Below are 25,919 nucleotides of genomic sequence, written 5' to 3'. Positions count from 1 at the left end.
ATCGGATTCAACAAAGCAGACGAGATCAACTTAGAGCTTGTGGAGCGAGAAGCAACACCGCGGCTGTTGATGAAGCTCAGTATTCAGCTCCACCTTGCTGGACTATCGCTTTCGAATACTGTTTCGTTTCTTGAGATATTCGGTGTTGAAATGGTTCGATCCACCGTCCATAACTGGGTTCACAAGGCCGACTTACAGCCGGAATCTGGTCGAAACCCGAATCACGTTGCAGTTGACGAAACTGTGATTCAGCTTGACGATGAACAATACTGGCTGTACGCTGCTGTCGATCCCGATTCAAACGATTTGCTCCACCCAAAGCTTGAACCGACACGAACAAACGCGATCGCAGATCAGTTCTTCGCGGAGCTTCGCAAAAATTCGATGTAGATAACGCGATCTTTCTCGTTGATGGAGCGGTTCCACTTCACCGAGCACGTGAAAAACATGGCCTTGATTTCAGAGACGAACGACATGGAAATCGGAATAGCGTCGAACGTGTCTTTCGTGAGGTAAAACGCAGAACTGACAGATTTTCAAACTGTTTCAGCAACGCTGAAGCAGAAACTGCTGACGAGTGGCTCAGATCGTTCGCTTTCGCATGGAATCAGCTTATCTGAACACGAAGGCCGGTTCGACCCAAGCGTTCATAACGGTACTGAATCCTACTATCATTCGTGATGGTTCGGGGTACGCAGCGGGGGCCGGATCCGGCGCGCGGCGGCGGTCGTCCGAGCGCGCCCGCGGTCGCACTGAACGGGGTGGTGTCCGCGTGACGCTCCTCTCCGTCGACGACCTGACGGTACGATACGACGCGCGGGACGGACCGCTCCACAGCGTGAACGGCGTGTCGTTCGCCATCGACGACGGGGTCAACTACGCGCTGTCCGGCGAGTCGGCGTCCGGGAAGTCGACCACCGCGAAGGCCATCCTCGGTCTGCTCCCCGACCACGCGGAGATCGAGTCCGGCGAGATCGAATTCGAGGGACGGGATCTGCGGTCGCTGGCGCCGTCGGAGCGGCAGGACCTCCTCTGGGAGGAGATCGCGTTCATCCCCCAGACGGCGATCGACGCCCTCGACCCGGTGATGTCGGTCGGCGCGCAGATCCGGCAGGCGATCCAGACGCATCGGGAGGTCTCCGAGCGGCGGGCTCGGCGTCGCGCGCACGAGCTGTTCGAGACGGTCGGACTCGACCCCGACCGCGTCGGCGACTACCCGCACCAGTTCTCTGACGGGATGCGCCAGCGTGTCGTCATCGCGATGGCGCTCGCGCTGGAGCCGAAGCTCGTCGTCGCGGACGAGCCCACGACCGGCTTGGACGTGATCGTCCAAGACCGGATCATCGACAACATCCTCCAGATCCAAGCGGAGACCGACAGCTCTCTGCTGTTGATCACCCACGACCTGAGCGTCATCGCGGAGACCTGCGACGAGATGTCGGTGCTGTACGGCGGGACGGTGATGGAGCAGGGCCGCGTCGAGAACCTCCTCCTCAACCCGGCGAACCCCTACACGATGGGGCTGAAGAACGCCTTCCCCGCGCTGGACGGCGACGCCGACGGGCTGGTTTCGGTCCCGGGGACACCGCCGCAACTGGACGAGAAGCCGACGGGCTGCGTCTTCGAGCCCCGGTGCCCGTTCGCGACCGAGGAGTGCGCGACGACGACGCCCGACCTCCGGGACCTCCCGTACCGCGACCAGCGCGTCGCGTGTCACAACGCGGAGCGAGCGGCTCAGATGCGCCGAGAGGCCGACTCAGCGACGACGTGGGGCGGTGCCGCGGAGGGGTCGCGTCCCGACGCCGACGACGTCGTCCTCGAAGTCGACGGCTTACGCAAGTGGTACGAGAGCTCGGAGTCGCTCTTCGGCCGGCTCCCCGTCGACGGCGTCTCGCCGACGGTGACCGGGTTCACGAACAGCCTCAGTCGCTGGTACGCGCGCCGCGGCGAGCTCCTCCGAGAGGTGTTCGGCGGCGGCTCGCACATCCGCGCCGTCGACGGGGTCTCCCTGTCGGTCTCGCGGGGCGAGATACGGGGCGTCGTCGGCGAGTCCGGCTGCGGGAAGTCCACGCTCGGACAGACGCTCGCGCTGCTCGAGGAGCCGACCGACGGCGGGTTCACCTTCGACGGCCAGTCGCACGAGCACTACCGGGACGGGAACCTCCGGTCGTTCAGACAGAAGCTCCAGATCGTCTTCCAGAACCCCTACGAGTCGCTGAACCCGCGGCTGACGGTCGAGACGCTGGTGAAAGAGCCGCTCACGATCCACGGCTACCGGCTCGACGAGCGCGACGCGGCAGTCCGGGAGACGCTCGAACGGGTCGGGATGGCCCCCGCCGAGCGCTACCTGGACAAGTACCCGAACGAGCTCTCGGGCGGCCAGCGCCAGCGGGTCGCCATCGCCCGGGCGCTCGTCATCGACCCCGAGTTCCTCATCTGCGACGAGCCGGCGTCGATGCTCGACGTCTCGCTCCAGGCGGAGGTGCTCAACCTCCTCCGCTCGCTGGCCAACACCGAGGGGATCGGCGTGCTGTACATCTCGCACGACCTCGCGAGCCTCACGCGGATCGCCGACCGGCTCTCGATCATGTACCTCGGTCGATTCGTGGAGACCGGGCCGACGGAGCGGGTCGTGAGCGACCCGCGACACCCGTACACGGAGGCGTTGCTCGCGGCCGTCCCGGAGACGGACCCGCGCGGGGGCCGCGACCGGGTCACCCTCCGTGGCGAGCCCGCCGATCCGGAGGGGTCGCCGGGGGGGTGTCGGTTCGCACCCCGCTGTCCGAAGGCGACCGAGCGCTGCCGGGAGTCGGAGCCCGAACTCGACGCCTGGACCGACGCCGACCACTCCGCGGCGTGTTTCCACCCGGCCGAGGGGTCGACGGTCGACGACCCCGCCGAGATCGACGAGCCGGCCGACGTCGACTGAGGACGCTCGGGTCTCGCCGCGCGAGTCATCGGGTCGCTTTGACGAGCAATTTGAGATTGGCGAACGACTCGATCCGCCCGCCCTCGCGGGCGAACTCGAACCGCTCCGCGGCGCCGGGCGGCGCCGCCTCGAACGCGGCGGCGATCCGCTCGCGGCGCTCGGCCGACGCGTCGACGTTCGCGACCCACTCGCCGAACGCGATGCGCTTGCTCGCGACGCTCGCGGTCTCGACGGTGAACCCGGCGCCCTCGAGCCACTCGATCCAGTCGGCGACGGCGTGTGACCGGACGTGCGTCGGGTCGCGGAGCCGCTCCACGTCGTTGAGGAAGGCGTCGAGGTCGTCGTCCGCGGGGGAGACGTTGTCCTCGAAGGCGAGGGTCACGCCCGGTTCGAGGACACGCGCGACCTCGTCGACGAACGCGGTCGGCGCCGGGGAGTGGTGGGCCGCGATGCGACAGCTCACCGCGTCGAAGCTCGCGGCGGCTCGGCGCCGTCCACGCGCTCGATCCACGTGTCCGCGGCCGACGCTGGCACCACGTGGTCCCCGAGCAGGGCGTCGCACTCCCGGCAGGCCGACTGAACGGCGACGTGGGGGCGACGGCAGCAGTGGTCGAGTCGCTCGACCGTCGTCTCCGCCCGGGAGTCGCACGCGGGACAGCGCTCGACGCGCAGTCGGAGGCCCGTCAACACGTCGCGCCGGTCGCCGCGGTTGAGGTCCGCCCAGCCGTCGAGCCGGTCGTCGAGCTCGGCGGCGAGCGCCACGTCCACGGCGACCGCCTCCGTCGAGACCCAGCGCTCGATCCCCTCGCCGTCGACCTCGAACGACGTCGGTCCGAGCGCGTCGACCTCGTCCGCACGCAGCGCCGCGCGAACGCCCTCCGCGTCCGGGTTCCCCGAGTCGACCCCGTCGCCGACGGCCGCCCGAAACTCGTCGGTGAGACCGAGGGCGTCGCCGTCCTCGGTCAGCACGCCCGCCCGCGACAACGTCGCCACGACCGCCTCGTCGTCGACCGACTCGAGGACCGGACGGTCGGCCTCCCCCTTACCGAACGCGTCGAGGACCCGGTTGGGGAAGTACCGGCGCGTGATCGCCGGCGTCCCGGGGATCAGGTAGCCGCGCAGCGCGATCGCGGCCAGCGCGACGGCGAACACGACGCCGCCGGCGCCGACCGCGGCGACGCGAGACGCCCCCGCTACGAGACCGCCGGCGCCGACCGCGACGGCGGCGACGACGGCGAGCGCGACGTTCAACGCCGTGCACGGCAGACACCGGTTCTCGCCCGTGTACTCCGGCCGGCGGAGTCGGTCGGCGACGCTCTGATCGCTCATACCCCGAGATACCCGTCAACCGTCATAAACGTAGGGCGTGTGACCGATCGCGACGCGCGCGGCGCGTGCGGTCGGGCACGGCGGTCGGGCACGCCGGCCGAGCACGCCGGGCGGGCGCTCCGGTCGGCCCTCTGTCGTCCTCCCGTCTCCCTTCAGGCGCCCGTCAGACGCGCCGAACCCCTCCCTTATGGGGGGTAGCGATGACAATAATTAACACACAGAAGCGCAAACACTCACGTTGGACACTCCCATGACTGAAATGGGCGGCTACAGAGACCGAGTGGCACAGGTCGACCTCGGCGACGGCGACGTCAGCTACGAGGGCATCGACGAGGAGGACGCGGAGAAGTACATCGGCGCGCGCGGGCTCGGAGTGAAGTATCTCTTCGAGGCCGGGCCGGACGTCGACCCGCTGGGGCCGGAGAACCGACTGGCGTTCATGACTGGGCCGCTCACCGGGACCCAGACCGTGATGAGCGGTCGGATCGCGCTCGTGACGAAGTCCCCGCTGACGGGGACGGTCACCGACTCGCACCACGGCGGCTGGTCCGGCGCGCGGCTCAAGTGGGCGGGGCTCGACGGGATCCTCCTCGACGGCGCCAGCGACGACCCCGTCTACCTGTTCGTCGAGGACGGCGAGGTCGAGGTACGCGACGCCTCCCACCTCTGGGGGAAGGAGACGGACGACGCGATCGACGCGATCGGCGAGGAGGTCGACGGCGCCGTCGGCAAGAACCTCTCCGTGATGGCGATCGGACCGGGCGGCGAGAACGGCGTCCGCTACGCCTGCGTGATGAACGAGGACGACCGGGCGTCCGGCCGCGGCGGCACCGGCGCCGTCATGGGGGCGAAGAACGTGAAGGCCGTCGTCGTGAAGAGCGGCACCGACATGCCGAAACCCGCCGACCCCGAGACGTTCCAAGAGGGGTATCAGCAGGCGATGGGCGTCATTCAGGAGTCGGAGGTCACCGCGCCCAATGAGGGCGGACTCTCCGTGTACGGGACGAACGTCCTGATGAACGCGACCGAGGAGATGGACGGCCTCCCCACGAAGAACGCGAAGTACACCTCGACCGAGGCGTACAGCGACGCGGAGGGGACCGACCTCGACGCCGAGCGCGTCTCCGGCGAGAACGTGGAGGAGAACATCCTCGTCAACGACCCGACCTGTCACTCCTGCCCGGTCGCCTGCAAGAAGGAGGTCGAGGTCCAGCTCAACCACAAGGGCGAGGACATGAACGTCCACATGGAGTCGTTCGAGTACGAGTCCGCGTTCGCGCTCGGCCCGAACTCGGGACACACCCACCGCGACGAGGTCGCGCTGATGATCCAGCGCTGCAACCAGGTGGGCGTCGACACGATCGAGGTCGGCAACATGATGGCGATGGCGATGGAGATGAGCGAAGAGGGCAAGCTCGACGACGTCGAGACCATCGACTGGGGCGACGCCGAGCGCATGATCGACCTCATCGGTGAGATCGGCCACCGCTCCTCGGACCTCGGCGACCTCCTCGCGGAGGGGGCTGACCGCGTCGCCGACGAGAAGGACGCCCACGACAACTCGCTGGCGGTCAAGGGGCAGTCGATCCCGGCGTACGACCCGCGCTGCATGAAGGGGATGGGGATCGCGTACGCGACCTCCAACCGCGGCGCCTGTCACCTCCGGGCCTACACGCCGGCCGCCGAGATCCTCGGCATTCCGGAGAAGGTCGACCCGTACGAGTGGGAGGGGAAAGGCGAGCTCACCGCCACCTTCCAGGACCTGCACGCGATCTCCGACTCGTTCGACATCTGCAAGTTCAACGCCTTCGCCGAGGGGATCGAGGAGTACGTCCTCCAGTACAGCGGCATGACCGGCCGCGAGGTCACCGAGGACGAGCTGTTCGAGGCGGGCGAGCGGGTGTACAACCTCGAACGCTACTTCAACAACCTCGCCGGCTTCGACGCCGAGGACGACGACCTCCCCGGGCGCTTCGTCGAGGGCCACCCGGACGCCGTCCCCGGACAGGGAGGGAGCGAGGGCGAGCTCTGCGAGCTCGACGAGATGAAGGCGGAATACTACGAGACCCGCGGCTGGGTCGACGGCGTCGTCCCCGACGAGAAGCTCGAGGAACTCGGCATCGACGTCGGCCCCGGAACCGGCGTCTCCGCCGGCGACTCCGCGGCTCCGGCCGACGACTGAACGCGACCGCGTCGCGGTCGTGCGTCGGCTTTTTTCGGCTACCGCGTCCCTCTCAGCCGAGACCGACAGCGTCGAGGAGCGCGTCCGCGTCGAACCGGAGGGGGTCGGTCGCCGGCGCGCCGAGGCGCTCGGCGAAGTCGGCGACCGCCTCGCGCGCCGCCGGGGGCGTCGCGACGTTCATCGTGTTGAGCGCCCCCGCGAGGACCGCCGTCTCCGCCACCGGCGCGGCGACGCGCTCGTACAGGTCGACGTGTGTCGCGACCGACGGGATGTCGACGTCGTACCCGTGCATGAGTTCGCGGCCGGCCGAGTGGCAGAGGACGAGCCCGTCCGGTCTCGCGCCGTGGAGGAGCCCGCAGATCTGCCCGGACGACCCGGGGTGACAGATGGCCCCTTGCCCCTCGACCACGAGCAGGTCGCGGCGCTCGCCCCGCTCGCGGACCAGCCCGTCGACCACGTCGTGGACCCGCCCGATTGGGAGACGGTCGATCGACGCCCCCCGCCCGTCGAGCAGGGCACCGACGTGGCTCGTCGGCACGAGGGCCGCGTCGACACCGCGCTCCCGGGCCGCGTCCACGAGCTCGAACGCGGTCGAGGAGGTCCCGACGTACCGGTCGGTCCCGACGGTGAGCAGGACCTCCGCGTCGACCCCGGCGTCGCGGCCCGCGTCTCCCGACCGGTCCGGCGGCGGGGCGCCGACGTCGACGACCCGCCCGCCGCCGGCGGCCGTCGCCCGCTCGAACGCGGGGTCGCCGACGGGGAATCCCGGCCGCGAGACGACCACGTCGCACCCGGCTGCGAGCGCGGCGCGCACGTCCCGTCGCACCGGCTCCGACAGGTCGGCGATCCGGCCGTCTCGGGCGAGATCGATGCCGACGTACAGCGCGTCGACCGGCTCGCCGACGTCGTCGAACCGCCGCACGATCGGAATCCGCGGGAGCGACCGGACGAGCTGGGAGGTGACCGGGGACCGCCTGGCCGTGTCGATCACGGCGACGACCTCCGGGCGCCCGTACCGAACGAGTTCGATCGCCCCGCGCGCGTCGTCGGGGAACCGATCGTGGGCGAGCACGGCGATCCGCTCGTGGACGGTCATCCGCTCGTGGCCGGTCATCCGCTCGTGGTCAGTCGTCCGCTCGTGGTCAGCCGTCCGAACGGTGGGCCGCCTCCGGCGCGGCCGCCGCGCGGTCGGCCGTCGGGCGTGCGGTCCTCGCGCGTCCGTCCGCGGCGGGAGCCTCGCCCGGGTTCACTCACCGGAGAGGGGGTCGCCACGTCGGGTCACCTTCGTCGCCGGGAGGCCGGCGCGGTCCGCGTGCTCCCGCACGGCGTCCTCGCTCTCGGCCTGATAGTGACAGAACGTGCCGACGATTCCGCCGTCGTCGTCGGTCATTACTTCGGAGTCGACCCACTGGATGTCGACGCCCTCCTCGCGGAGCTCGGAGAGCGTCTCGCCGGACGCCTCGGCGGCCGCGTCCAGCTCCTCTTGGGTTATCGGCTCGGGCAGTTCACGCAGTATCAGGTAGTCGTCGGTGTCGCTCATGCGCATTGCTGACGTGCGTCCCCCGGGATTGTAATTGTTTCTGCGCGGACAGTCGTCGCGACGGGAGCGGTCCGACCGCCGGCGACGCCCGCGGTGTCGGGGGGTTCTCCCCGTGACGTTTAGGTACGTGGGGTGGTATCACGGAGGTATGTCCGAGGACGCCAGCCTCCCGAACGTCAAGATCGGAAGCGACGCGGCCAAGGATCCCGACTTCGAGGGGGGTGAGACGGAGGTTTCGACCGTCGAGTACCTCGACTACGAAGTCGTCGACGCCAACGACTGGGGGATCGACGACGACGACCTCTTCGAGAAGGCGGCCGCCGCCGACCTGACCGAGGAGGAGTACGGCACGATGGAGGTGAGCAGGAACCGGAAGCTCCTGGACGCCGCCGAGGACAACGGGCTCGAGTGGCCCTTCTCCTGTCGCGCCGCCTCCTGTGCGAACTGCGCCGGGATCCTCGTCGACGGCGAACTGGAGATGGAGATGAATCTCATCATCACCGACGAGGAGGTCGAGGAGCGCGGGATCCGACTGACCTGTCAGAGCAAGCCCGCGACGGACCACGTTCGGGTGATCCACAGCGCCAAACACCTCGACTACCTGCAGGACCGCGTCATCGGGGAGCGCGAGGTCTGACGAGGCGTGGGAACGGCTCCGGCGGCGCCGGTGCGGTGTCGCCGGAGTTCACTCGTCGCGGCTCGCGGCCGCCAGTCGCTCGGCCGGGGCCTCCTCGACGACCCCCTCCTGCATGCGTCGGACCTCGGAGAAGTCGACGTCGACGTCCGCGTCGTCGAGCGCCTCGATCACCGCCGTCAACACGAGCGACATCTCGTCGACCCGGCCCTCGACGCTGTTCAGCTTCTGGAAGTTCCGCTCCGCGAACCCCGTGAGCGAGTCGGAGAGCTCCGAGACGTTCTGTTCGATCCGCTGCGAATACCGCTCGCCGAGGCTGATCCGGGCGAAGTCGTCCAACTCCTCCAGCTCGGCCTCGAGCGCCTCCATGTCCCGCTCTATCTCGGCGACGCGCTCGTCGATCAGCGCCTCTATCTGGCGCTCTATCGTCCCGTCGGGCCCCGTTTCGGCCCCCGTGTCGCCCGCCGCCTCCCCGTCTTGCCCCGGTTCGACGTCGGCCGATGGGTCGTCGTCCGCCTCGACTTCGGCGGCGACGGTCGGTTCCTCGGTCTCTTCCGGATCCAGGTCCGGCGTGTTAGGCAACGTAGCCATACGATGACAATTAACATAGTACCGCTTAAATTTTGGTGGCGACTCGCCGAGTCGCTCGGCACCGACCGGAGTCGTCACCTGTCACCGACCGCCCACGTCACTCGTCAGCGACCGACCAGGCCCGTCGCCCGGTCCTGACCGCCCACGTCACTCGTCACCGACCGGCCCCGTCGCTCGCTCCGCGCCACGCTGCAGGATGAACCGGCGCTCCGGCGGCGGAGAGATGTCGAGTTCGACTGCCCGGACCAGTCGGTAATACTTCCGGTTGCCGTCCCAGTAGTGATCGACGAGGTCCTCGTCCTCCAGCACGGCGAGGTGGTGGACGGCCGACTTCCCGTTCATGCCGACGGCGTCGGCCAGCTCCGTGACGTACATCGGTCCGTCCGACAGGTGCTGGATGATCCGGAGCCGCTGCGGGTTTCCCAGCGCGTCGATCAACGACATCGTCTACGCCTTAATACAGAGACATAAAAGCGTTTCTTCGCGAGACCGTCCGACGCGTGATTCGCGCGGCCGGCGGGACCGACGGCGTCAGTCGGGAGTCGCCGACGGCTCGGGGACGACGGCGTGACACTCGGTGCACTGCCAGCTGTCCTCGTCGATCTTTCGGTGGTGCTTCCGGGACGTGGCGGTTCCGCCGCGGTACCACTCGACGCCGCACTCTGGGCAGGCCGTCGGAATCCGTGCCATACCGATCCGATCCGGACGAGCGATAATCAACGTTACCCAAGGGGCGAATCCCGGGCCGGGTGTGACACACGGTCACAAGAGATAAGATACGGGACGTGTATCGTGTACGTATGACAGACGATGTGGAGTTTCCGGAGTCCGAGGAGAGCGGTAAGCGAACGGTCTCGGACGGGTTCTTCGAGCGAGAAGTCTACCTCTCGGCGGAGGAGACGGCGGCGTTCCTCCGGTCGGTGGCGGACTCGCTCGACGAGGGCCACGAACTGACGATCAGCGGGGACGACTGGGAGATCCCCTTCGCGTTCGCCGAGCCGATCGAGGTCGAGGTCGAGTTCTCCTCTCGGCGGGAGCGCGAGCTCGAACTCGAGGTGGAGTTCACCGAACGCACGGAGGGCGGCGGTATCGACGTCGCCTGAGCGCCGTCGTATCGCGACGTATCGCGCGGCGACTCCACCGGTGGGAGGCGGGACGCACCGGTCGGCTGTACTGATCAAATGTACTGGTTCGGGCTCTACCACTGGCGACGTCGGTTCCGCGCGGTCGGCGAGGGGCTGGTCGTCGCGCTCGCCGGCGTCGCGCTGGCACGCCGACGGTCAGACCGGACGAGTCGGGCCCTCGCCGCCGCCGCCGTCGCGCTCGGCGGGGCCCGCGCGGCCCGAACGCTCTCGACGCTGACGTCGCCCCCGCCGTGGCGTCTCGAGCGGTACAAGTACGACGCGCTCGCCCGAGAGCTCCCTCTCGCCGACGCGGGCCGCGTCCTCGACGTCGGCTGCGGGACCGGGCGGTCGCTCGTCGGGCTGGCGCCCCGGCTCTCCGGATCAACGACGGTCGTCGGGGTCGACGTCTTCGACGACAGGGTGATACTCGGGAACGGTCCCCGGCTCGCCCGACGGAACGCCCGGACGGCGGGGATCGCGGTCGAGCCGGTCCGCGGCGACGCCGGCTCCCTCCCGTTCGCGTCCGGGTCGTTCGACGTCGTCACGGCGTGCCGCGTGCTCCACGACCTCCCGGCCGACCGGCACGGCGACGCGCTCGGAGAGCTCCGCCGGGTCTGCCGGGCAGACGGCGCGGTCGGGATACTCGAACTCCCGATCGTTCCGGAGCGGGTCGACGCGTCCCCGGAGCGGTACTGGCGGACCCGCGTCGGCGACGCCGGCCTCTCGGTCCGGACCGCCGCGCGCGTCCCGCGGCGCGACGGCGACGAGCCGTACGTCGTCCTCGTCGCGGCGCCGACGTGAGTCGGCCGTCGCTCTTCCGGGAGTCGCTGCGACGGCGCTCCGGGGGTCGTCGGTGCGCGCGATAAAAAGTCGGCGGCGGGCGGATTACGCCTCGAGCGAGAACACGCAGAGCCGGTCGTCGCGGCCCGCGGTCCCGCGGCGGAGCCAGCCGCTCCCGCCGACCTGGATGGCCACGTACTGCTTCTCGGTCTCGGGGTCGTACCAGCTCATCGGGCTGCCGGAGATCGCCGTCTCGCCGGTGGAGTACTCCCAGAGGCGGTCGCCGGTCTCGCCGTCCCAGGCGATGACGTCGCCGTTCTGCGTGCCGCCGAACACGACGCCGCTCTCGGTGGTCACCAGCCCGCCCCAGATGTAGGCGTCGCTGTCGATCCAGTCGCGCCAGACCAGCTGTCCGGTCTCCGGATCGACGGCGCCGACGGCGCTGATGTGGTCGTTGTACCCCTCCGGGGGTTGGTCGATCTCGTCTTCGAGGATGCCGCCCCAGTACTTCTTGCCCTCTTCGTACTCCTCGAAGCGCCACCAGGCCTCTTGGGGCGAGTTGTTCATCTTGAAGTACGCGAGGCCGAGCTCAGGGTTGTACGCGGGCGGCTGCCAGTCGTTCCCGCCCATCGCGCCGGGCATGAACGGCATCCGCCGGCCCTCGTCGATGTGCGGGATCATCCGGAACATGTTCAGCTGTTGGACGCCGGGCTCGCTCCGGTTGAGGAGCTTTCCGTTGTCCGCGTCGAGCGTGTAGCCCCACGCGGTCTTTCCGAAGGAGACGACGGCGTCGCCCTCGAAGTCGCGGTGCTCCATCTCGAAGTCCGGGATGAGCAGCCGCGGCGCCGCGGAGTCGTAGTCCCACACGTCGTGGGGGGACTCCTGGTGGAACCACTCGCGCTCGCCGGTCTCTAAGTCGAGACAGAGCGTTCCCGCGCTGTTCCGGTTCGGCCCCGGTCGGACGGAGCCGTCGAAGTCGGGGCCGGGGTTCCCGACCGGCATGTACAGCTTCTCGTTTTCCGTGTCGATCGTCGCCGTCATCCAGTTGGTCGCGCACGACTGCTCGATGCTGTCGCCGACCCACTCCTCGTCGGGCGACGTCATCGTGCGCCACACCTCGTCGCCGGTCTCGGCGTCGAGCGCGACGTGGAAGCCGCGGACGCCGTACTCGCCGCCGGCGCTGCCGGTGAACACCTTGCCGTCGTACACGACCGGCGCCCACGTCGCGGAGTAGCCGGACTCGTGGTCGGCCGTGCTCGTGTACCACTCCTCCTCGCCGGTGTACCGGTTGAGCGCGACGACGCCCGAGTCGAGCGTCGTCATGAACACCTTGTCGCCGAGGACCGCCACGCCGCGGTTGTTGTCGTCACAGCAGAGGACGACGTCCGACGGCACCGCGTACGTGTAGCTCCACAGCACGTCGCCGGCCCGCGTGTCGATGGCCTTGACGTGGTTCGGTCCGTTCGACTGGTACATCACCGGCGGGTCGCCGGGGACCACCAGCGGCGTGCCCTCCATGCTGGACTCCGCGCCGACGTGGAGCTCGTACTCGAGCTCGAGGTCGCCGACGGTCTCTGGAGTGATCACGTCCGCGGTGGTGCAACGGTGCTGTTCGTAGTTCCCGCCGTACGTGAGCCACGACTCCGGATCGTCAGCCGAGTCGATGATGTCCTCCTCGGTGATGTCCCTCCGTGGGATCCGATCCGTGTCGTGCTGGTGGGTGACGGACTCCTCGGGCGACCCGAGCACCCGATACCCCTGATCCGTTTCACGTACGACTGTGTCCTGTGCGGCCTTGACCGCCCTGTCTTCTTCTATTGCCATTGGTATACCCTCCTAGCGTGCGGGACTCGGATTGCGCTTCTCTTCGGTGATCCAGTACACGTCCTTACAGATCTCTTCCTGGTTGACGATCGCGATCGCGGCACCGCCGGTCAGCGCGGCCACCAGCTGAGAGTCGCTCATCGCCCCGTTTTCGGCGATGTCGAGCGCGGCCCGCGCGATCAGATCCACGCCGGCGAGCATCGCCTTCACGTCCCAGTAGCCGTCGTCGAGGATCTCCTCGGTGACGAGCACCTCCTTCTGCCAGAGGTGGACGTCCATCGAGTTGACCCACAGCAGCGCCCCGCCCATCGCGCGCTTGTGGAGCGGCGGGACGTGTTCGACGTCGAACTCCACGTCGCTGGGGATCTCTTTCGTGGGAACCCACCGAGCGAGGCGAGTGTTGTTGTTCACCACGTTCATCACGAGCACGGTCTTCTCCCGCTCGTCGAACCCGAGACCGTCGAGTTCCTCGCTCAGCGCGTCGAGCCGGACGAGCTCGTGTGCCGTCTGCTCGATGTGCTCCGGCGTGAACCGGGGGAGCCGCTCCTCGAGGCTCTCGAAGAATCCGGCCTCCACGAGGTGATCGTAGAGGCGCCACGAGGGCTGCACGATTTTACGGTACAGCGCCTCCGGCTCCTCCGTTCCCTCCGGAATTCCCGCGTCGCGGACCTCCGAGAGCCGAGCGATCTGCTCTTCGAAGGCCGCGAGTTCCGACGCGAGCAGGTCGGCGTCGAGCGCTCCCGCCATGTCGTCGCGGATCGCCTCGCCCATCGAGGCGAACTCCGGGTCCGTTTCCGTCTCGACCGTTTGTCTGAGCTCAGACAACGTGGGTCTCTCGCCGACGTCCGACCGACTGATGCCGAGCGCGTCTGTGAGTTCGTCTCGGCCGTCGATCGTGATCTGTTGTCTCGTCATAGTGGTATCGTGGTGCGGAAACTCCCCATGCACCCGCAGTATCGACTGGCACTTTGTACCATATAATAATTATTATAACAGATTGATATGTATGCGCGCCGGACGGCGCGTCGCGGGTCTCTGTCCGACGATCGTCGGCCGAATGCACGTGACGCGTCGAGGGGCGGCGCCGAGCGCGGGGAGAGCCGGCCCGAGCGCGGGGAGAGCCGGCCCGAGCGCGGGGAGAGCCGGCCCGAGCGCGGGTTGCGCCGGCCCGAGCGCGGGGAGAGCCGGACCGAGCGCGGGTTGCGCCGGACCGATCCCCGGCCGCCCCGGGCGGCGCGAGAGCGACGCGTCGCACTCCGAACCGCGACGGCTCCCGCGGACGACGCGACGAGAGCCGTCGCGTTATCGGCCCCGATCACGGTCGATATCGGGGGAGAGCTATACTCTTCGTTATATTTCTCCGTGGCGTGAATCAGAAATTTAATTATTGTTATATAAGGGAATTGATTATAAGGTATATTAATTATGAATACAACCCCAATGATCCCCCGCCGGGAAGGCCGTTACAGTCCTATGTCTGTAATTGATATTCGGCTGTCGTTATAATATCAATAATTTATAACTTCTCGGCGCGCTCCGCTCGTCTGCGCGCGAACCACGGAAAAATAACACTCGTCTGATAGCAACGCGACCGGGTCGGCCCGTCGGTCGCCGCGGCGGCAGCGCGAGGCTCGGTTCGGGTCGTGGCATTCGCCGATCGAGACCGCGATCGCGGTCCGTTACCGTCGCCGACATCGGGCCTCGAGTTCGCTGCGTGAGCCCTTCTCGCTCTCGCGCGTCACTCCTCGATCAGGACGACGTCGCCGGTCGACCCGCAGGCCGGGCACTCGAGGACGCCCTTCGTGTCCGTGATGCTCTCCCGTCGGGGGAACTCGGCCCCGCACGACTCGCATCGCGCGTTGTTCCGGTCGATCCGCACTCCGTCGGTCGGGTTCCCCTGAACGAGACCGGAGCCGCAGATCGGGCACTCCAGCGCGGCCGTGCCGCCCGTGTCGGCGCGCGACCGAGGGAACCACGAACCGCAGTCCGCACAGCGCGCGTTCTGACGCGTCATACCGTGTCACACGTCCGCGACCCCCTTCAACGTACGGTCGGGAGCGTCGGTCCCGATCGGTCGGTCGAGCCCGTCGGACCGGTCGGACCCGGCTCGTCGGGGTCGGTCGACCCGTTCCTCCCGCGGTCGGCGCGGCGCCCCACGGTTTCATTACGCTCCCCGCCGTCGTCCCGACGAGAACCACCATGTCTACTGACCACGATCGACGGCCCGAAGCGACCCTCCGCGTCGCGTCGGCGCCGGGCGACGCGGACGACGACGACGGCGTGGTGCGGATCGGACCGGACGCGATGGGGTCGCTCGGAGCGAGTCGGGGCGACGTCGTCGTCCTCGAGGGGCCGCGGGGATCGGTCGCCGCGCGCGCCTGGCCCGCCGATCCCGACGACGACGGGACCGTGCGGGCGTCCCACTGGACGCGGCGGTCCCTCGGTGCCGGCGTCGACGACTCCGTCGCGGTCCGTCCCGCCGTCGCGCGCGACGCGGACGAGGCGGTCGTCGCGCTGCCGGAGGCGGTCGACGTCGACGACGCGCTCGGGCTCTCCTTCCGCGACGCGCTCGTCGACCGGGTCCTGACGGCCGGACAGGTCGTCCCCGTCGCGCTCGGCCTCGACTCCGTCCCCGGTGCGCCGGAGCGAACGGTCCCCGTGAAGATCGCGGAGACGAGCCCGTCGGGCCCGGTCCTCGTGCGGGAGGGGACGCGGTTGGGGATCTCCGAGGAACCCGCGACGGACGTCGAGCTCCCGGCGGCGGAACCCGAGGGCCGCGCGACGTACGACGACGTCGGCGGCCTCGACGCGGCCGTTCGACGGCTGCGTGAGACGGTCGAACTCCCCATGCGGAACCCGTCGCTGTTCCGGGAGCTCGGCGCGAACCCGCCGACCGGCGTGCTGTTACACGGGCCCTCCGGCGCGGGGAAGACGCTCCTCTCGAACGCCGTGGCGAACGAGCTGGACGCCCACGTCGTGCGGCTCCGCGCCCCCGACGTGACCTCGAAGTACCGGGGGGAAAGCGAGGAGCGGCTCCGCGACGCCTTCGAGGAGGCGACGGCTGAGGCCCCGTCGGTTCTGCTCCTCGACGAGCTCGACGCCGTCGCCGGCGACCGGGCCCGCGGCGGGGAGGCGAACGGTCGGCTCATCGGCCAGCTGCTCTCGCTGCTGGACGACCTGGGCGAGGGCGACCCCGTCGTGGTGATCGGCACGACGAACCGGGTCGACGCGATCGACCCGGCGCTCAGGCGCCCGGGCCGGTTCGACCGCGAGATCGAGATCGGCGTTCCCGACCGGGACGGCCGAGAGGAGATCCTCGACGTGCACACGCGGGACCTCCGCGTGAGCGACGAGGTGGACCTCGGCGCCTACGCGGAGAACACCCACGGGTTCGTCGGCGCGGACTTGGAGAACCTGGTGACGGAGGCCTCGATGAACGCGATCCGTCGCGTGTGGCCCGATCTCGCCGACGATCCGGCGTCGGCGCCTCCGGAGGCCACCGCGTCGATCGCGGTCACCGACGACGACTTCAAGACCGCGCTGCGGGAGGTCGAGCCGTCGGCGCTGCGAGCGATCAGCGTCGAGGTCCCGGACGTCACCTGGGACGACGTGGGCGGGCTCGAGGCGGTGAAAGAGCGGCTCCGCGAGACCGTGCAGTGGCCGCTCGAACACCCGGAGGCGTTCGAGCGCGTCTCGCTCGCTCCCGACCGCGGGATCCTCCTGTACGGTCCGCCCGGGACGGGGAAGACCCTCCTCGCGAAGGCGGTCGCCAACGAGAGCCGGTCGAACTTCGTCTCGGTGAAGGGGCCCGAGCTGCTGGACAAGTACGTCGGCGAGTCGGAGAAGGGCGTCCGCGAGGTGTTCTCGAAGGCCAGACAGAACGCGCCGACGGTCGTCTTCTTCGACGAGATCGACGCGATCGCGGCCGAGCGCGGCGGGTCGACCGACGCGAACGTCGGCGAGCGCGTCGTCTCGCAGCTCCTCACCGAGCTCGACGGGTTAGAGCAGATGGAGGACGTCGTCGTCGTCGCCACGACCAACCGGAAGGACCTGATCGACGACGCGCTGCTGCGCGCCGGCCGGATCGAGCGGCACCTCCGCGTCCCCCGACCGGACGCGGCGGCGCGGCGGGAGATCCTCTCGGTCCACTGCCGCGGTCGACCCCTCGCGGACGACGTCGACGTCGACGCCCTCGCCGACCGGACCGAGGGGTACGTCGGCGCGGACATCGAGGCGGTCTGTCGCGAGGCCGCGGCCGAGGCCGTGCGGGAGTACGTCCGCGGCGACGACGTCGACGCCGACGGGATCCGGATCACCGGCGACCACTTCAAACGGGCGCTCGACGCGGTCGCCCCGAGCGACGCGGACACGGAACCGCCCGCTGACGGCGAGGCGGGCTCGGCGGCCGAACCGCCCGCTGACGACGAGACGGGCTCGCTCGCGGGTCGCCTCGACGCCGACGAGAGCGGCTGACCGCGGTCTCGCGCGGGCGGGTCACCGGTCAGTCCGCGCCGCTCACGGAGCCGCCGAACCCGGTCTGGTATAAATGTTTACGGAAAACCATTATGTATATTCATTCACATGCCCCCAAACGGGATGATCCGAACCAGACGAGCGGTTCTCGCTACAGTCGGGACGGCAGCGGTATCGGGGTGTACCGGCCGCTTCGGCGGCGACGGCGGCGTCGACGGCGGAAACGGGAGCGGGAACGGGGACGGTGACGGTGACGGCAACTCCACTGACGGCGGCGACGGGGGGAGCGGCAGCGACGGCGACGACGACGGCGGGACCGATAGCGCCCCCGCCGTCGAGAGCCCGTCGCTGCTGCTCAACTGGCGGATAAGCGGTCTCCACGCGCCGTACTTCGCCGCGCAGTCGCAGGGGTTCTACGAGGAGGAGGGGTTCGAGTCGGTCACGATAGAGAGCGGCGAGGGGTCCGACTTCTCGGCCCAGCAGGTCGCGCTCGGTAACACCGAGTTCGGCGTCTCCAGCAGCGACCAGGTCCTCGGCGTCAACGCCGGGGACCTCTCCCCGCTGGCCGTGGGGGTCGTGATGCAGCGGAGCCCGGTCGTCGTCTTCTCGTCCCGGGAGCGGTTCGGCGAGGAGCTGACGGACCCGTCGCAGCTGTCGGGCGCGACGGTGGGGAGCGGTCCCGGGATGGTCCGCCAGATGGTGCGCGGGTACTTCGACGCCGCCGGCGTCACCGACGTGGAGTACGTCGACACCGGGTACGACACGGTACAGCGGCTCCTCGCCGGGGAGATCGACGCGGCGGGCGGCGTCTTCGGCGACGTCGTCGACGCGCGCCACCAGGGCGCCGAGGTCGACGTGCTCTCGGTGCACGACGCCGTCCCGTCCTACGGCCACGTGCTCACCGTCGGGGAGTCGTTCGCCGAGGAGAACCCGGAGACCGTGGCCGCGTTCCTCCGGGCGACCGCCCGCGGCGCGGTGTGGGCCGACCGGAATCCGGAGGGGGCGATCGACGCGCTCGTCGACGCGCAGGGCGAACTCGCGGAGGTCCGCGAGAACCAGCGCGACAAGTGGGACCTGATGCGCTCCGAGTACATGCTCTCGGAGGCCGTCCGCGAGGAGGGATGGGGGTGGAGCGAGCCGGAGCCGTGGCAGCGGACCTACGAGACGCTGGACGCCGCGGACTTCTTCGACGGCTCGGTCGACCCCGACGCGGTCTGGACGAACGAGCACATCGACACCGACGACGAACACGTCGCCGACTACGCCGACCTCGTCGACCAGTGACTCCCGTCCCCTCCCCCCGGGCAGGCGGACCGGCGCCGAGCGGCGACCGAGGGGCGCCGAGCGTCCACGGAGAGGCGGCGAGCGACGGCTCCGTCGGGGAGGTGCGGTGAGCGATGGCCGAGCGCGAGCGCACGCGAGAGTCGCGGACGCCCTCCGTCCGTCGGAGCCCCGGGCGTCGAGCGCGTCGGGTCCGGACCCGGCTCCTCGCGGCGGCGAAGCGCGTCGCCCCGCCGGTGCTGCTGTTCGTCGCGCTCGTCCTCGCGTGGCACGGAACGGTCGTCGCGATCGGGATCCCGGCGATCATCCTGCCGCCGCCCGCGGCCGTCGCAGACGCGCTCGTCGCCCGCGGCGCCACGCTGTTCGCCGACGCCGCCGTGACGGGCGCGACCGCGGCGACGGGCCTGCTCGCCGGCTGCGCCGTCGGCGCCCTCCTCGCGTTCGCGATGACCTACTCGCGGACGGCCGCCCGGATCGCCTTACCGTACGTCATCGCGCTCCGCATCGCGCCGCTGATCGCGATCGCCCCGCTCGTCTTCCTCTGGTTCGGCCGAGGGATTCCCGCCCGCGCGGCGCTGGTCGCGACGCTGGCGCTGTTCCCGATGACCGTCGCGACGCTGGACGGGCTCCGGTCGACGCCGGAGCGGTACCTCGCGCTCGCGCGCTCCGTCGACGCGTCGAAGCCGGCCGTGTTCCTCCGGGTGCGCGTCCCCGCGGCCGCGCCGAGCGTGTTCGCCGGGCTCAAGCTCGCGGCGACGCTGTCGATCGTCGGGGCCGTCGTCGCCGAGTTCGTCACGCTCAGGGCCGGGATCGGCTACCGCGTGTTCGTGACCGCGGAGCGCCTCCGGACCGCGGAGACGTACGCCGCGCTGGTCGCGCTGTCGGCGCTCGGCGTCGCCTTCTACCTCGTTCCAGTCCTCCTCGAACGTGCGGTCTGGACCGAGTGAGTCCGCGCTCCCTGCCTCCGGCCGAGCCGTCCCCCGGCCGCTCAGTCGGCGGTCGGCGTCCAGACGAGCCGGCGCTGCGCGACGGCGATCAGCCCGTACAGCGCGAGTCCGAGCGCGACGAGCACCACCAGGGCGGCGAGCATGAGATCCACTTGGACGTTCTCCGAGGCGAGGAGGACGAGGAACCCGAGCCCGCTGTCGGCGACGATCCACTCGGCGACGACGGCCCCGATGACGGCGAGCGTCACCGACTGCTTGAGCCCGGCGAACAGGTCCGGGACGGCGTACGGCAGTTCGAGCCGCAGGAACGCGTCCAGCGAGCCGGCGTCGACCGAGCGGAGCAGGTCCCGCTGTTCGGCCGGGACGCGTTCGAACCCCGCCGCCGTGCTCAACACCATCGGGAAGAACGCGATGAGTCCGATGAAAACGACCGCGGTCGTCATGCCGGTGCCGACGTATATCAGCAGCAGCGGGGCGATCGCGATCTTCGGGAGCACCCGCACGGTGACGAGGTACGGGTAGACCGCTCGCCGGAGCCACCGCAGGCGCGAGATCGACACCGCGAGGGCGAGCCCGGCCGCGATCCCGACGCCGCCGCCGATCGCGATCTTCCGCGCGGTCGCGGCGGCGTTCCGGACGAACAGCCCGGGATTGCCGAGGAGCACCGCGGCGACGGCGTCCGGCGGCGGGAGGAGATACGGGGGGACGTCCGCCGCGGCGACGAGGGCCCACCAGGCGGCGGTCGCTACCGCGAGCCCGCCGAGCGGGAGGGCCACGTCGGCCACCGAAACCGGCGACCCGGGCTCGCCGACGCGTCCGTTCATACTTCCGTGAGCGTCGTCCCGGCCGTCGAGGGGTTCGAGCGGTCCTCGTGTAACACGGCCCGGACCGCCGCGACCTGTTCCTGGAACGCGTCGCTGCTGTACGCCTCGTCCGTCCGGGGCCGCGGCAGATCGACGTCGAACGTCTCGACGATCCGCCCCGGGTCGCTCTCCATGACGACGCAGCGGTCGGCCAAGAAGACGGCCTCCGGGACGCTGTGGGTGACGAACACGACCGTCTTCCGCTCGGCCCGCCAGAGCCCGCGGATCTCGACGCCGAGCCGCTCCCGCGTTATCTCGTCGAGCTCGCCGAACGGCTCGTCCATGAGCAGGATCTCCGCCCCGAGGTGGATCGCCCGGGCGATGGCGACACGCTGTTTCATCCCCCCGGACAGCGCCGCCGGGCGAGCGCTCTCGAACCCCTCCAGCCCGACCTCACGGAGGAGCCGTCTCGCCCCCTCTCTGTCGGCGGGTTTCCCGGCCATCTCACGGAGGAACGCGACGTTCTCGACGGCCGACTTCCACGGGAGCAGCGTGTGCTGTTGGAACACGTACCCGATCTCCGCGTTCGCTCGCGCCGCGTCCGTCGTCCGCCCGTTCACGCGGACGCGACCCGCGGTCGGCTCCTGGAGCCCCCCGACGGTCCGCAGCAGCGTGGTCTTCCCGCAGCCGGACGGGCCGACCACCGTGAGGAACTCCCCGTCATCGACCGTCAGATCGACGTCTTCGACCGCCCGCACGTCGTCGAACGCGACGGTCACGCCGTCGATCTCGATCACGGGCCCTCACCGAGCAGGTCGCCCTGTTCCAGCGCGACTTCCAGCCGGTCCCACGTCGACCGCCCGTGCCACCCCCACCCCTCGTCTCTCACCGCGTCGCCCGTCCCGAACGACTCGACCCCGCGCGCGAAGCGCTCGCTCACGGCGCTCGCGGAGTCGTCCGTCTCCGCGGCCACGGCCGCGGCCGCCGGGCCGGGGTCGGTCCGCGCGGCCACCCAGCCCGCCGCGGTCCCCGCGAGGAACTGTCGCCAGGGGTCGTCGGTCCGCCGGAGCGGGGCCGCCGGACCGACGAGCGTGAGCCCGTATATCGGGAAGTGGTCGCCGATCGAGAGGACGTCGACCGTCCGGTCGTCCGCTTCCAGTTCGAGCGGGTCGGCGAACGACCCCGTCGCCACGTCGGCGTCGCCCGCGATCAGCCCGCCGCGCTCCTCGCCGTCGGCGTCGACGAGTTCGACGTCGCGGAGCAGGTCGGCCTGCGAGAGGAACAGCCTCGCGAGCAGACACGTCTCCGAGCCCGCGGTCGTGAGGATCCGCCGTCCGCGCAGTTGGTCAACGCTCTCGAACGGCTCGCCGAAGCGGTCGCGGACCGTGTACAGCACCGTCGCGGTCCGCTGGTGGACCACGGCCAAGGGCACGACCGGGAGGCCCGCGGCCAGCGCCCGGACGACCGATCCGGCACCGACGAGCGCGACGTCGGCGTCCCCGTCGAGCACCGCTTCGAGCGCCCGGTGCGAGCCGCGATGGGCGGTGACCCTCGCGTCGAGCCCCCGTCGCTCGTACGCCCCCTCTTCGAGGGCGGCGTACAGCGGGAGGTGGAGCGCGTTCGGGCGCCAGTTGAGCGCGACGACGACCCCGCGGTCGCGTTCGATCGCCGAGCCGTCGTCCGGTCCGACCAAGGGGTCGGACCCCTCCGTCGGTCCCGGTTCGACGTCCGCGACCGCGGCCCCCCGCTCGAGGAGGGCTGCAGAGTGGGTGCGGTACACGCGGTCGAGGCTCTTCCGTCGGCCGCTGACGGGTCGCCACGCGTTCGGCGGCCGTCCCCCGCCGGACGAGTCGACGGTCGCTCGCTCGACTAAGTCCCGCGCTTCGAGCTTCGAGACGGCGTCGCCGACGGCCTTCTCCCCCAGCCCCGTCCCGATGCGGATCGCCATCGTCGTCGCTCGCGCCCGCTCGATCCGGTCGTGGTCGCGGCGCAGGAGGAGGTACGCCAGCACGCGCGCCGCGTCGCGGCCGAGCCCCGCCGCGAGTCGCTCGACGAGCGCGCGGTCGTCGCCGTCGAGCACCCAGTGTTCAACCGTGTCCATCGTTCACGTATGCGTCGAAGCGAGATAAAAATGCTCGCCTCGGCGACCGGCGGGCGCCCGCGTCTTCGGGGGCGGGCCGAACCGATCGAATTCCCACCGATCAGCCGCCGATCGGAACGCCGCCGGTCACCCGCCGATCGGAACGCCGCCGAAGACGAGGATCGCGACCACCCAGTACACGGCGTAGAGCCCGCCGAGGACGACCCCGTGCCAGCGCTTCAGCTCTCCCGAGTAGAGGAAGTACGCCGCCAGCGTCGTGACGAGGACCACCGACGGGAGGTGGAACGTCAGGACCGACCGAGAGATCTCGAGGTCGCTGAGCAGCATGATGACGCCGACGTTGCCGGTCACCGAGAAGAGGACGCTCCCGATGACGTTCCCCACGCCGATCTCCGGGACGCCCCGCCGCACCGGCTCGATCGTGAGCATGACGTCCTCGAACGTCAGGATCGCCGTCAGTACGGTGGCGCCGAAGACGGTCTGTTCGAGGCCGAACCCCTCCACGACGACCTCCGAACCGGCCTCGAGCAGCATCGACGCGAACACGATCCCGGCCAGCGCGAGGACGGCGAGCGCCATCCACGGCCACCCGGACGCGGACCGACCGCCGACGAGCCGGTCTTCCGGAATCTCCGAGAGGGCCCGCGGCGCTGCGACCCCGCCGTCGGCCCTGATCGATTCGCCGAGCTCGGTGTTGCGAAACACCGGCGTGTCGCGCTGGCGCTCGCGGAGGACGATGTACCCGAACGCCAGGAGGAAGAAGCCGAGGAGCACCACCCCGTGGACGGTCGTCAGGGTCCCCGCGAGTACGAACGGGACCAGCAGTATCGGACCCAGCGCGAAGAGGACGACGTAGTCCGTCGGGAGGTCGACCGGGAACGGCCTGACGATCGCGGCGAGCGCCAGCGTGAAGCCGAGGATCGCCAGCCCCGTGCCGAGCGCCGTTCCGAGCGCGACTCCCTCGAGGTCGCCCGCGGACAACACGAGCGCGAGGACCGCGTCGTCGAACTCGATCCCGGTGAAGATGATCGCGAGGGTGAACAGCGACACTCGCAACCCCAGCGCCGCCCGGGTGAGGTAACTTATCAGCTTCTCGACACAGACGGTCAGTACGACGCCACCGGCGACGAGCACGGCCACGGCGCCCGCCGCTCCGAGCTCCTCGACGAAGCCCTCGATCTGTCCTTCGATACCGCCTTCACCCGACTCCTCCGCCGCTCCGAGCTCCTCGACGAAGCCCTCGATCTGTCCTTCGATACCGCCTTCACCCGACTCCTCCGCCGCTTCGCCCCCCTCCTGTGCGGCCGCGGGAGCGACCGGGACCGCCAAGAGCACCGCGACCACGAGCGAGGCGACGACCAGCCGAGAGCCGTTCATGGCCGTCGACACGTCGGGATCGGATATGAAAATACGGAGTCATGTATCGAATTCCGTTGAACGACTGTACACGTGATTCCGATCGGATTCGTTCGGCGTGCGTCCCACTGATGCTGGCAGACCGGCGATCGCCGCTCGACGAAGCGTCAGAAAGAGTGCGACGGATCGGATAGATCCGCGAATCCGATCCGACGCGCCGTTTAGACGAACAGCGCCAGTGCGATAGCGACCGATCCGAACCGCTCATGGGCGGTTTTAACTTCCGTACCCTAGTTATTTATTATATATGGTAATTCCTAGATAGTATATTTTGACGTATGTGTTTATCCGCATACCGATCTCCGCGTCGTTCCCCACATCGATGACCGGTTTCGCAGGGGATCGCCGATGCGGAACCGCCCCGTAGACGGACAGTATCGGGTCATCGACGAACGAGGTCGCACGACTAACGGGTGAGGTCGCGCCATCTGCGTAGTGTTCGTCGCCGATCGTCGCGAAGGCCCGGCCGACGGTCTCGGTCTCGTCGACTCGATCCGTACGTATCACTATACTTTAATTCGAGATTGACGGCAGTGTGCGGCCTGCATCTCCGTGCATCAAGGCGATTCGTGATCTCAATGAGGGAGACGCTATCGAATTTTTATCAGCTTAATTAATATTCATCCGTCACGCTTCGCGGACCGGATTCGCGTATCCAGTCGCGACCGGATCGCTACTTCGATTTAATCTGAATACATAATATACCAAGGTAGTATACTGAATCGGTATTTTGGCCGTGTGGCACGGAACACTGGCCTTCGGCTGTGTTTAGACGCTAAGAATATTGCCTGAACGGCGTGATTTCGAGGAAGTGAAGCGAGCAGAGTTCGATGTGCCTTCGAAACTCGCCCGCTTCACCGACCGATGTGTGGCTTTGTCTCAAAAAGCTGTCGGGAGTGACGGAAATCAGCCTGTCAAGAAAGGGGGAGGTGGCTACGCTGACTGGGTGATCATCACTCTCCACGGACTCCGCGAATACCTCGACCTTCCGTACCGCCGACTCCTCGATATCCTCCGTGAAATGCCTGATATCGTGGAGAAACTCGGGCTGTCGGTCGAGGAGTTGCCGGACTTCACCACGGTTTGTGCTCGGAAGCAAGCGCTGAAGATGCGCGTCTGGCGAGTGCTGTTGCGGCTGTCTGTGAATCTATTTGATACTGGAGAGATTCAGGCCATCGACTCCACCAGTCTCGCTCATCGTTCGTCCAGCCACAACTACGCGAAGCGTGTCAAAGGCACGTTTGAGTCGGTTAAAACCACGCTTCTCGTGGATTGCTCGACGAGAGCAATCCTCGACGTTCACTGCTCAAAGAACCTTCCACACGACACACAGATCGCGTGGCAAGTCCTCACGAGAAATCTCGAACAGCTAGGAACTGTAGTCGCCGACAAAGGCTTTGACTGGGACGAAATCCGTCATATGCTGCGTGAAGAAGGCATCAGACCGGTGATCAAGCACCGTGAATTCTACTCGCTTGATGCCGCTCACAATGCTCGGATTGATGATGAAACGTACCATCGACGATCTATCGTTGAATCGATATTTTTCGCGCTGCGCAAACGATTCGGCTCGACGATTAAAGCCAGAACGTGGTTTGGTCAGTTTCGAGAGATCGTCCTAAAGGCCGCCATCAGAAACATCGAGCAGTCTCTCACCGCCTGAACCACGTGAATTCGAGCGTCTAAACAAGGCCCTGGCCTTCGGTAACACCGACGGAGTTGCCTCCGGGGCGACGATATAGACGTCGAACGTCGGGCCGCTACGTCGGCGACGGCTCGTTCCTCTCGGTGGACCGCCCGTCGGCGCGGAGCGCTCGCGCCGCCCGGGAGGCACAGGCCCGTTCCGTTTGTCGGACGCGAGCCCTTCCGTTCCGAACAGCAGTTAGACGGGGTTACGAACCCTGATCCACCAAGTGAACGCGTTATGCATATTGCATGCGTATTGATCACATGGAACGGATACTA

General features: G+C 68.7%; 23 protein-coding genes and 1 pseudogene. 10 read left to right on the top strand and 14 right to left on the bottom strand.

The window, feature by feature from the left end; genetic code table 11:
- Positions 1 to 620, top strand: a pseudogene (locus DJ81_RS17975) (IS6 family transposase).
- Positions 621 to 772: 152 nt separating this feature from the next.
- A complete protein-coding gene (locus tag DJ81_RS17970) occupies positions 773 to 2,929 on the top strand; it encodes an ABC transporter ATP-binding protein (protein ID WP_094528015.1) in 2,157 nt (718 codons plus the stop codon).
- A 25-nt stretch (positions 2,930 to 2,954) separates the two neighbouring features.
- Here the strand turns inward: DJ81_RS17970 and DJ81_RS19740 are convergent, their stop codons facing one another.
- Both DJ81_RS19740 and DJ81_RS19735 read right to left on the bottom strand, forming a co-directional pair.
- Positions 2,955 to 3,392, bottom strand: a complete 438-nt coding sequence (locus DJ81_RS19740) for a hypothetical protein (protein WP_249269161.1) — start codon at positions 3,390 to 3,392, stop codon at positions 2,955 to 2,957.
- On the bottom strand, positions 3,389 to 4,258 hold the full coding sequence (locus DJ81_RS19735; RefSeq protein ID WP_094590945.1) for a hypothetical protein: 870 nt from the start codon (positions 4,256 to 4,258) through the stop codon (positions 3,389 to 3,391). Before DJ81_RS19735 ends, DJ81_RS19740 begins: the two co-directional genes overlap by 4 nt.
- Before the next feature lie 250 nt (positions 4,259 to 4,508).
- On the opposite strand from DJ81_RS19735, the gene DJ81_RS17955 reads away from it, so the two are divergent.
- Positions 4,509 to 6,440 (top strand): aldehyde ferredoxin oxidoreductase family protein, encoded by a 1,932-nt coding sequence (locus DJ81_RS17955; protein WP_094590951.1) that lies wholly within the window; start codon positions 4,509 to 4,511, stop codon positions 6,438 to 6,440.
- 52 nt (positions 6,441 to 6,492) lie between these two features.
- Here DJ81_RS17955 and DJ81_RS17950 read toward each other — a convergent pair whose 3' ends face one another.
- Both DJ81_RS17950 and DJ81_RS17945 read right to left on the bottom strand, forming a co-directional pair.
- Positions 6,493 to 7,554 (bottom strand): DUF1611 domain-containing protein, encoded by a 1,062-nt coding sequence (locus tag DJ81_RS17950; RefSeq protein ID WP_094590943.1) that lies wholly within the window; start codon positions 7,552 to 7,554, stop codon positions 6,493 to 6,495.
- A 132-nt stretch (positions 7,555 to 7,686) separates the two neighbouring features.
- Positions 7,687 to 7,980 (bottom strand): DUF4242 domain-containing protein, encoded by a 294-nt coding sequence (locus DJ81_RS17945; RefSeq protein WP_212589856.1) that lies wholly within the window; start codon positions 7,978 to 7,980, stop codon positions 7,687 to 7,689.
- Positions 7,981 to 8,128: 148 nt separating this feature from the next.
- On the opposite strand from DJ81_RS17945, the gene fer reads away from it, so the two are divergent.
- Positions 8,129 to 8,617 (top strand): ferredoxin Fer, encoded by a 489-nt coding sequence (fer, locus tag DJ81_RS17940; protein WP_249269160.1) that lies wholly within the window; start codon positions 8,129 to 8,131, stop codon positions 8,615 to 8,617.
- A gap of 48 nt (positions 8,618 to 8,665) precedes the next feature.
- On the opposite strand, the gene DJ81_RS17935 is transcribed toward fer, so the two are convergent.
- The 3 genes from DJ81_RS17935 to DJ81_RS19400 all read right to left on the bottom strand — a co-directional run bounded on the left by DJ81_RS17935 (position 8,666) and on the right by DJ81_RS19400 (position 9,895).
- The gene (locus DJ81_RS17935; RefSeq protein WP_094523180.1) at positions 8,666 to 9,205 is read right to left on the bottom strand and encodes a hypothetical protein; all 540 of its coding nucleotides are present in this window, start codon (positions 9,203 to 9,205) and stop codon (positions 8,666 to 8,668) included.
- Positions 9,206 to 9,352: 147 nt separating this feature from the next.
- Positions 9,353 to 9,649: a winged helix-turn-helix domain-containing protein gene (locus DJ81_RS17930; protein ID WP_094523182.1), complete on the bottom strand. Its 297-nt coding sequence runs from the start codon at positions 9,647 to 9,649 to the stop codon at positions 9,353 to 9,355.
- A gap of 87 nt (positions 9,650 to 9,736) precedes the next feature.
- Positions 9,737 to 9,895, bottom strand: a complete 159-nt coding sequence (locus DJ81_RS19400) for a hypothetical protein (RefSeq protein ID WP_170938365.1) — start codon at positions 9,893 to 9,895, stop codon at positions 9,737 to 9,739.
- 110 nt (positions 9,896 to 10,005) lie between these two features.
- Here DJ81_RS19400 and DJ81_RS17925 point away from each other — a divergent pair, with 110 nt between their 5' ends.
- Together DJ81_RS17925 and DJ81_RS17920 are read left to right on the top strand one after the other, a co-directional pair.
- The gene (locus DJ81_RS17925; protein ID WP_094528018.1) at positions 10,006 to 10,308 is read left to right on the top strand and encodes an amphi-Trp domain-containing protein; all 303 of its coding nucleotides are present in this window, start codon (positions 10,006 to 10,008) and stop codon (positions 10,306 to 10,308) included.
- Between the two features lie 78 nt (positions 10,309 to 10,386).
- Positions 10,387 to 11,130, top strand: a complete 744-nt coding sequence (locus DJ81_RS17920; protein ID WP_094590941.1) for a class I SAM-dependent methyltransferase — start codon at positions 10,387 to 10,389, stop codon at positions 11,128 to 11,130.
- 84 nt (positions 11,131 to 11,214) lie between these two features.
- Here DJ81_RS17920 and DJ81_RS17915 read toward each other — a convergent pair whose 3' ends face one another.
- From DJ81_RS17915 to DJ81_RS17900, 3 genes are all read right to left on the bottom strand, one after another.
- A complete protein-coding gene (locus DJ81_RS17915; protein ID WP_094523188.1) occupies positions 11,215 to 12,933 on the bottom strand; it encodes a PQQ-binding-like beta-propeller repeat protein in 1,719 nt (572 codons plus the stop codon).
- Between the two features lie 12 nt (positions 12,934 to 12,945).
- Entirely contained in the window at positions 12,946 to 13,848 is a 903-nt protein-coding gene (locus tag DJ81_RS17910; protein ID WP_094523190.1) for a hypothetical protein, read from the bottom strand.
- Positions 13,849 to 14,671: 823 nt separating this feature from the next.
- Complete coding sequence (locus tag DJ81_RS17900) at positions 14,672 to 14,947, bottom strand: hypothetical protein (protein ID WP_094523192.1); 276 nt, start codon at positions 14,945 to 14,947, stop codon at positions 14,672 to 14,674.
- Positions 14,948 to 15,132: 185 nt separating this feature from the next.
- Between DJ81_RS17900 and DJ81_RS17895 the strand changes: the two genes are divergently transcribed.
- The 3 genes from DJ81_RS17895 to DJ81_RS17885 all read left to right on the top strand — a co-directional run bounded on the left by DJ81_RS17895 (position 15,133) and on the right by DJ81_RS17885 (position 19,634).
- The gene (locus DJ81_RS17895) at positions 15,133 to 17,406 is read left to right on the top strand and encodes an AAA family ATPase (protein ID WP_094590939.1); all 2,274 of its coding nucleotides are present in this window, start codon (positions 15,133 to 15,135) and stop codon (positions 17,404 to 17,406) included.
- A gap of 123 nt (positions 17,407 to 17,529) precedes the next feature.
- Entirely contained in the window at positions 17,530 to 18,690 is a 1,161-nt protein-coding gene (locus DJ81_RS17890) for an ABC transporter substrate-binding protein (protein ID WP_094590937.1), read from the top strand.
- Positions 18,691 to 18,803: 113 nt separating this feature from the next.
- Positions 18,804 to 19,634 (top strand): ABC transporter permease, encoded by an 831-nt coding sequence (locus DJ81_RS17885; protein WP_094590935.1) that lies wholly within the window; start codon positions 18,804 to 18,806, stop codon positions 19,632 to 19,634.
- A gap of 41 nt (positions 19,635 to 19,675) precedes the next feature.
- Here the strand turns inward: DJ81_RS17885 and DJ81_RS17880 are convergent, their stop codons facing one another.
- The 4 genes from DJ81_RS17880 to DJ81_RS17865 form a co-directional block, all read right to left on the bottom strand.
- On the bottom strand, positions 19,676 to 20,458 hold the full coding sequence (locus DJ81_RS17880; protein WP_094590933.1) for an ABC transporter permease: 783 nt from the start codon (positions 20,456 to 20,458) through the stop codon (positions 19,676 to 19,678).
- Positions 20,455 to 21,234, bottom strand: coding sequence for an ABC transporter ATP-binding protein (locus tag DJ81_RS17875; protein WP_094590931.1), 780 nt, complete (start codon positions 21,232 to 21,234; stop codon positions 20,455 to 20,457). The genes DJ81_RS17880 and DJ81_RS17875 overlap by 4 nt, the downstream gene beginning before the upstream one ends.
- Positions 21,231 to 22,538 (bottom strand): ABC transporter substrate-binding protein, encoded by a 1,308-nt coding sequence (locus DJ81_RS17870; RefSeq protein WP_094590929.1) that lies wholly within the window; start codon positions 22,536 to 22,538, stop codon positions 21,231 to 21,233. The genes DJ81_RS17875 and DJ81_RS17870 overlap by 4 nt, the downstream gene beginning before the upstream one ends.
- 126 nt (positions 22,539 to 22,664) lie before the next feature.
- Complete coding sequence (locus DJ81_RS17865) at positions 22,665 to 23,915, bottom strand: sodium:calcium antiporter (protein ID WP_170938364.1); 1,251 nt, start codon at positions 23,913 to 23,915, stop codon at positions 22,665 to 22,667.
- 871 nt (positions 23,916 to 24,786) lie between these two features.
- Here DJ81_RS17865 and DJ81_RS17860 point away from each other — a divergent pair.
- On the top strand, positions 24,787 to 25,617 hold the full coding sequence (locus DJ81_RS17860; protein ID WP_094590947.1) for an IS5 family transposase: 831 nt from the start codon (positions 24,787 to 24,789) through the stop codon (positions 25,615 to 25,617).
- The last annotated feature ends 302 nt before the right edge of the window (positions 25,618 to 25,919 follow it).

Origin of the sequence: Halorubrum sp. Hd13, from assembly GCF_002252755.1 — an archaeon.
Classification (GTDB): domain Archaea; phylum Halobacteriota; class Halobacteria; order Halobacteriales; family Haloferacaceae; genus Halorubrum.
Note: the sequence above shows the minus strand (reverse complement) of the source record. Positions and strands in the feature narration are given on the sequence as shown.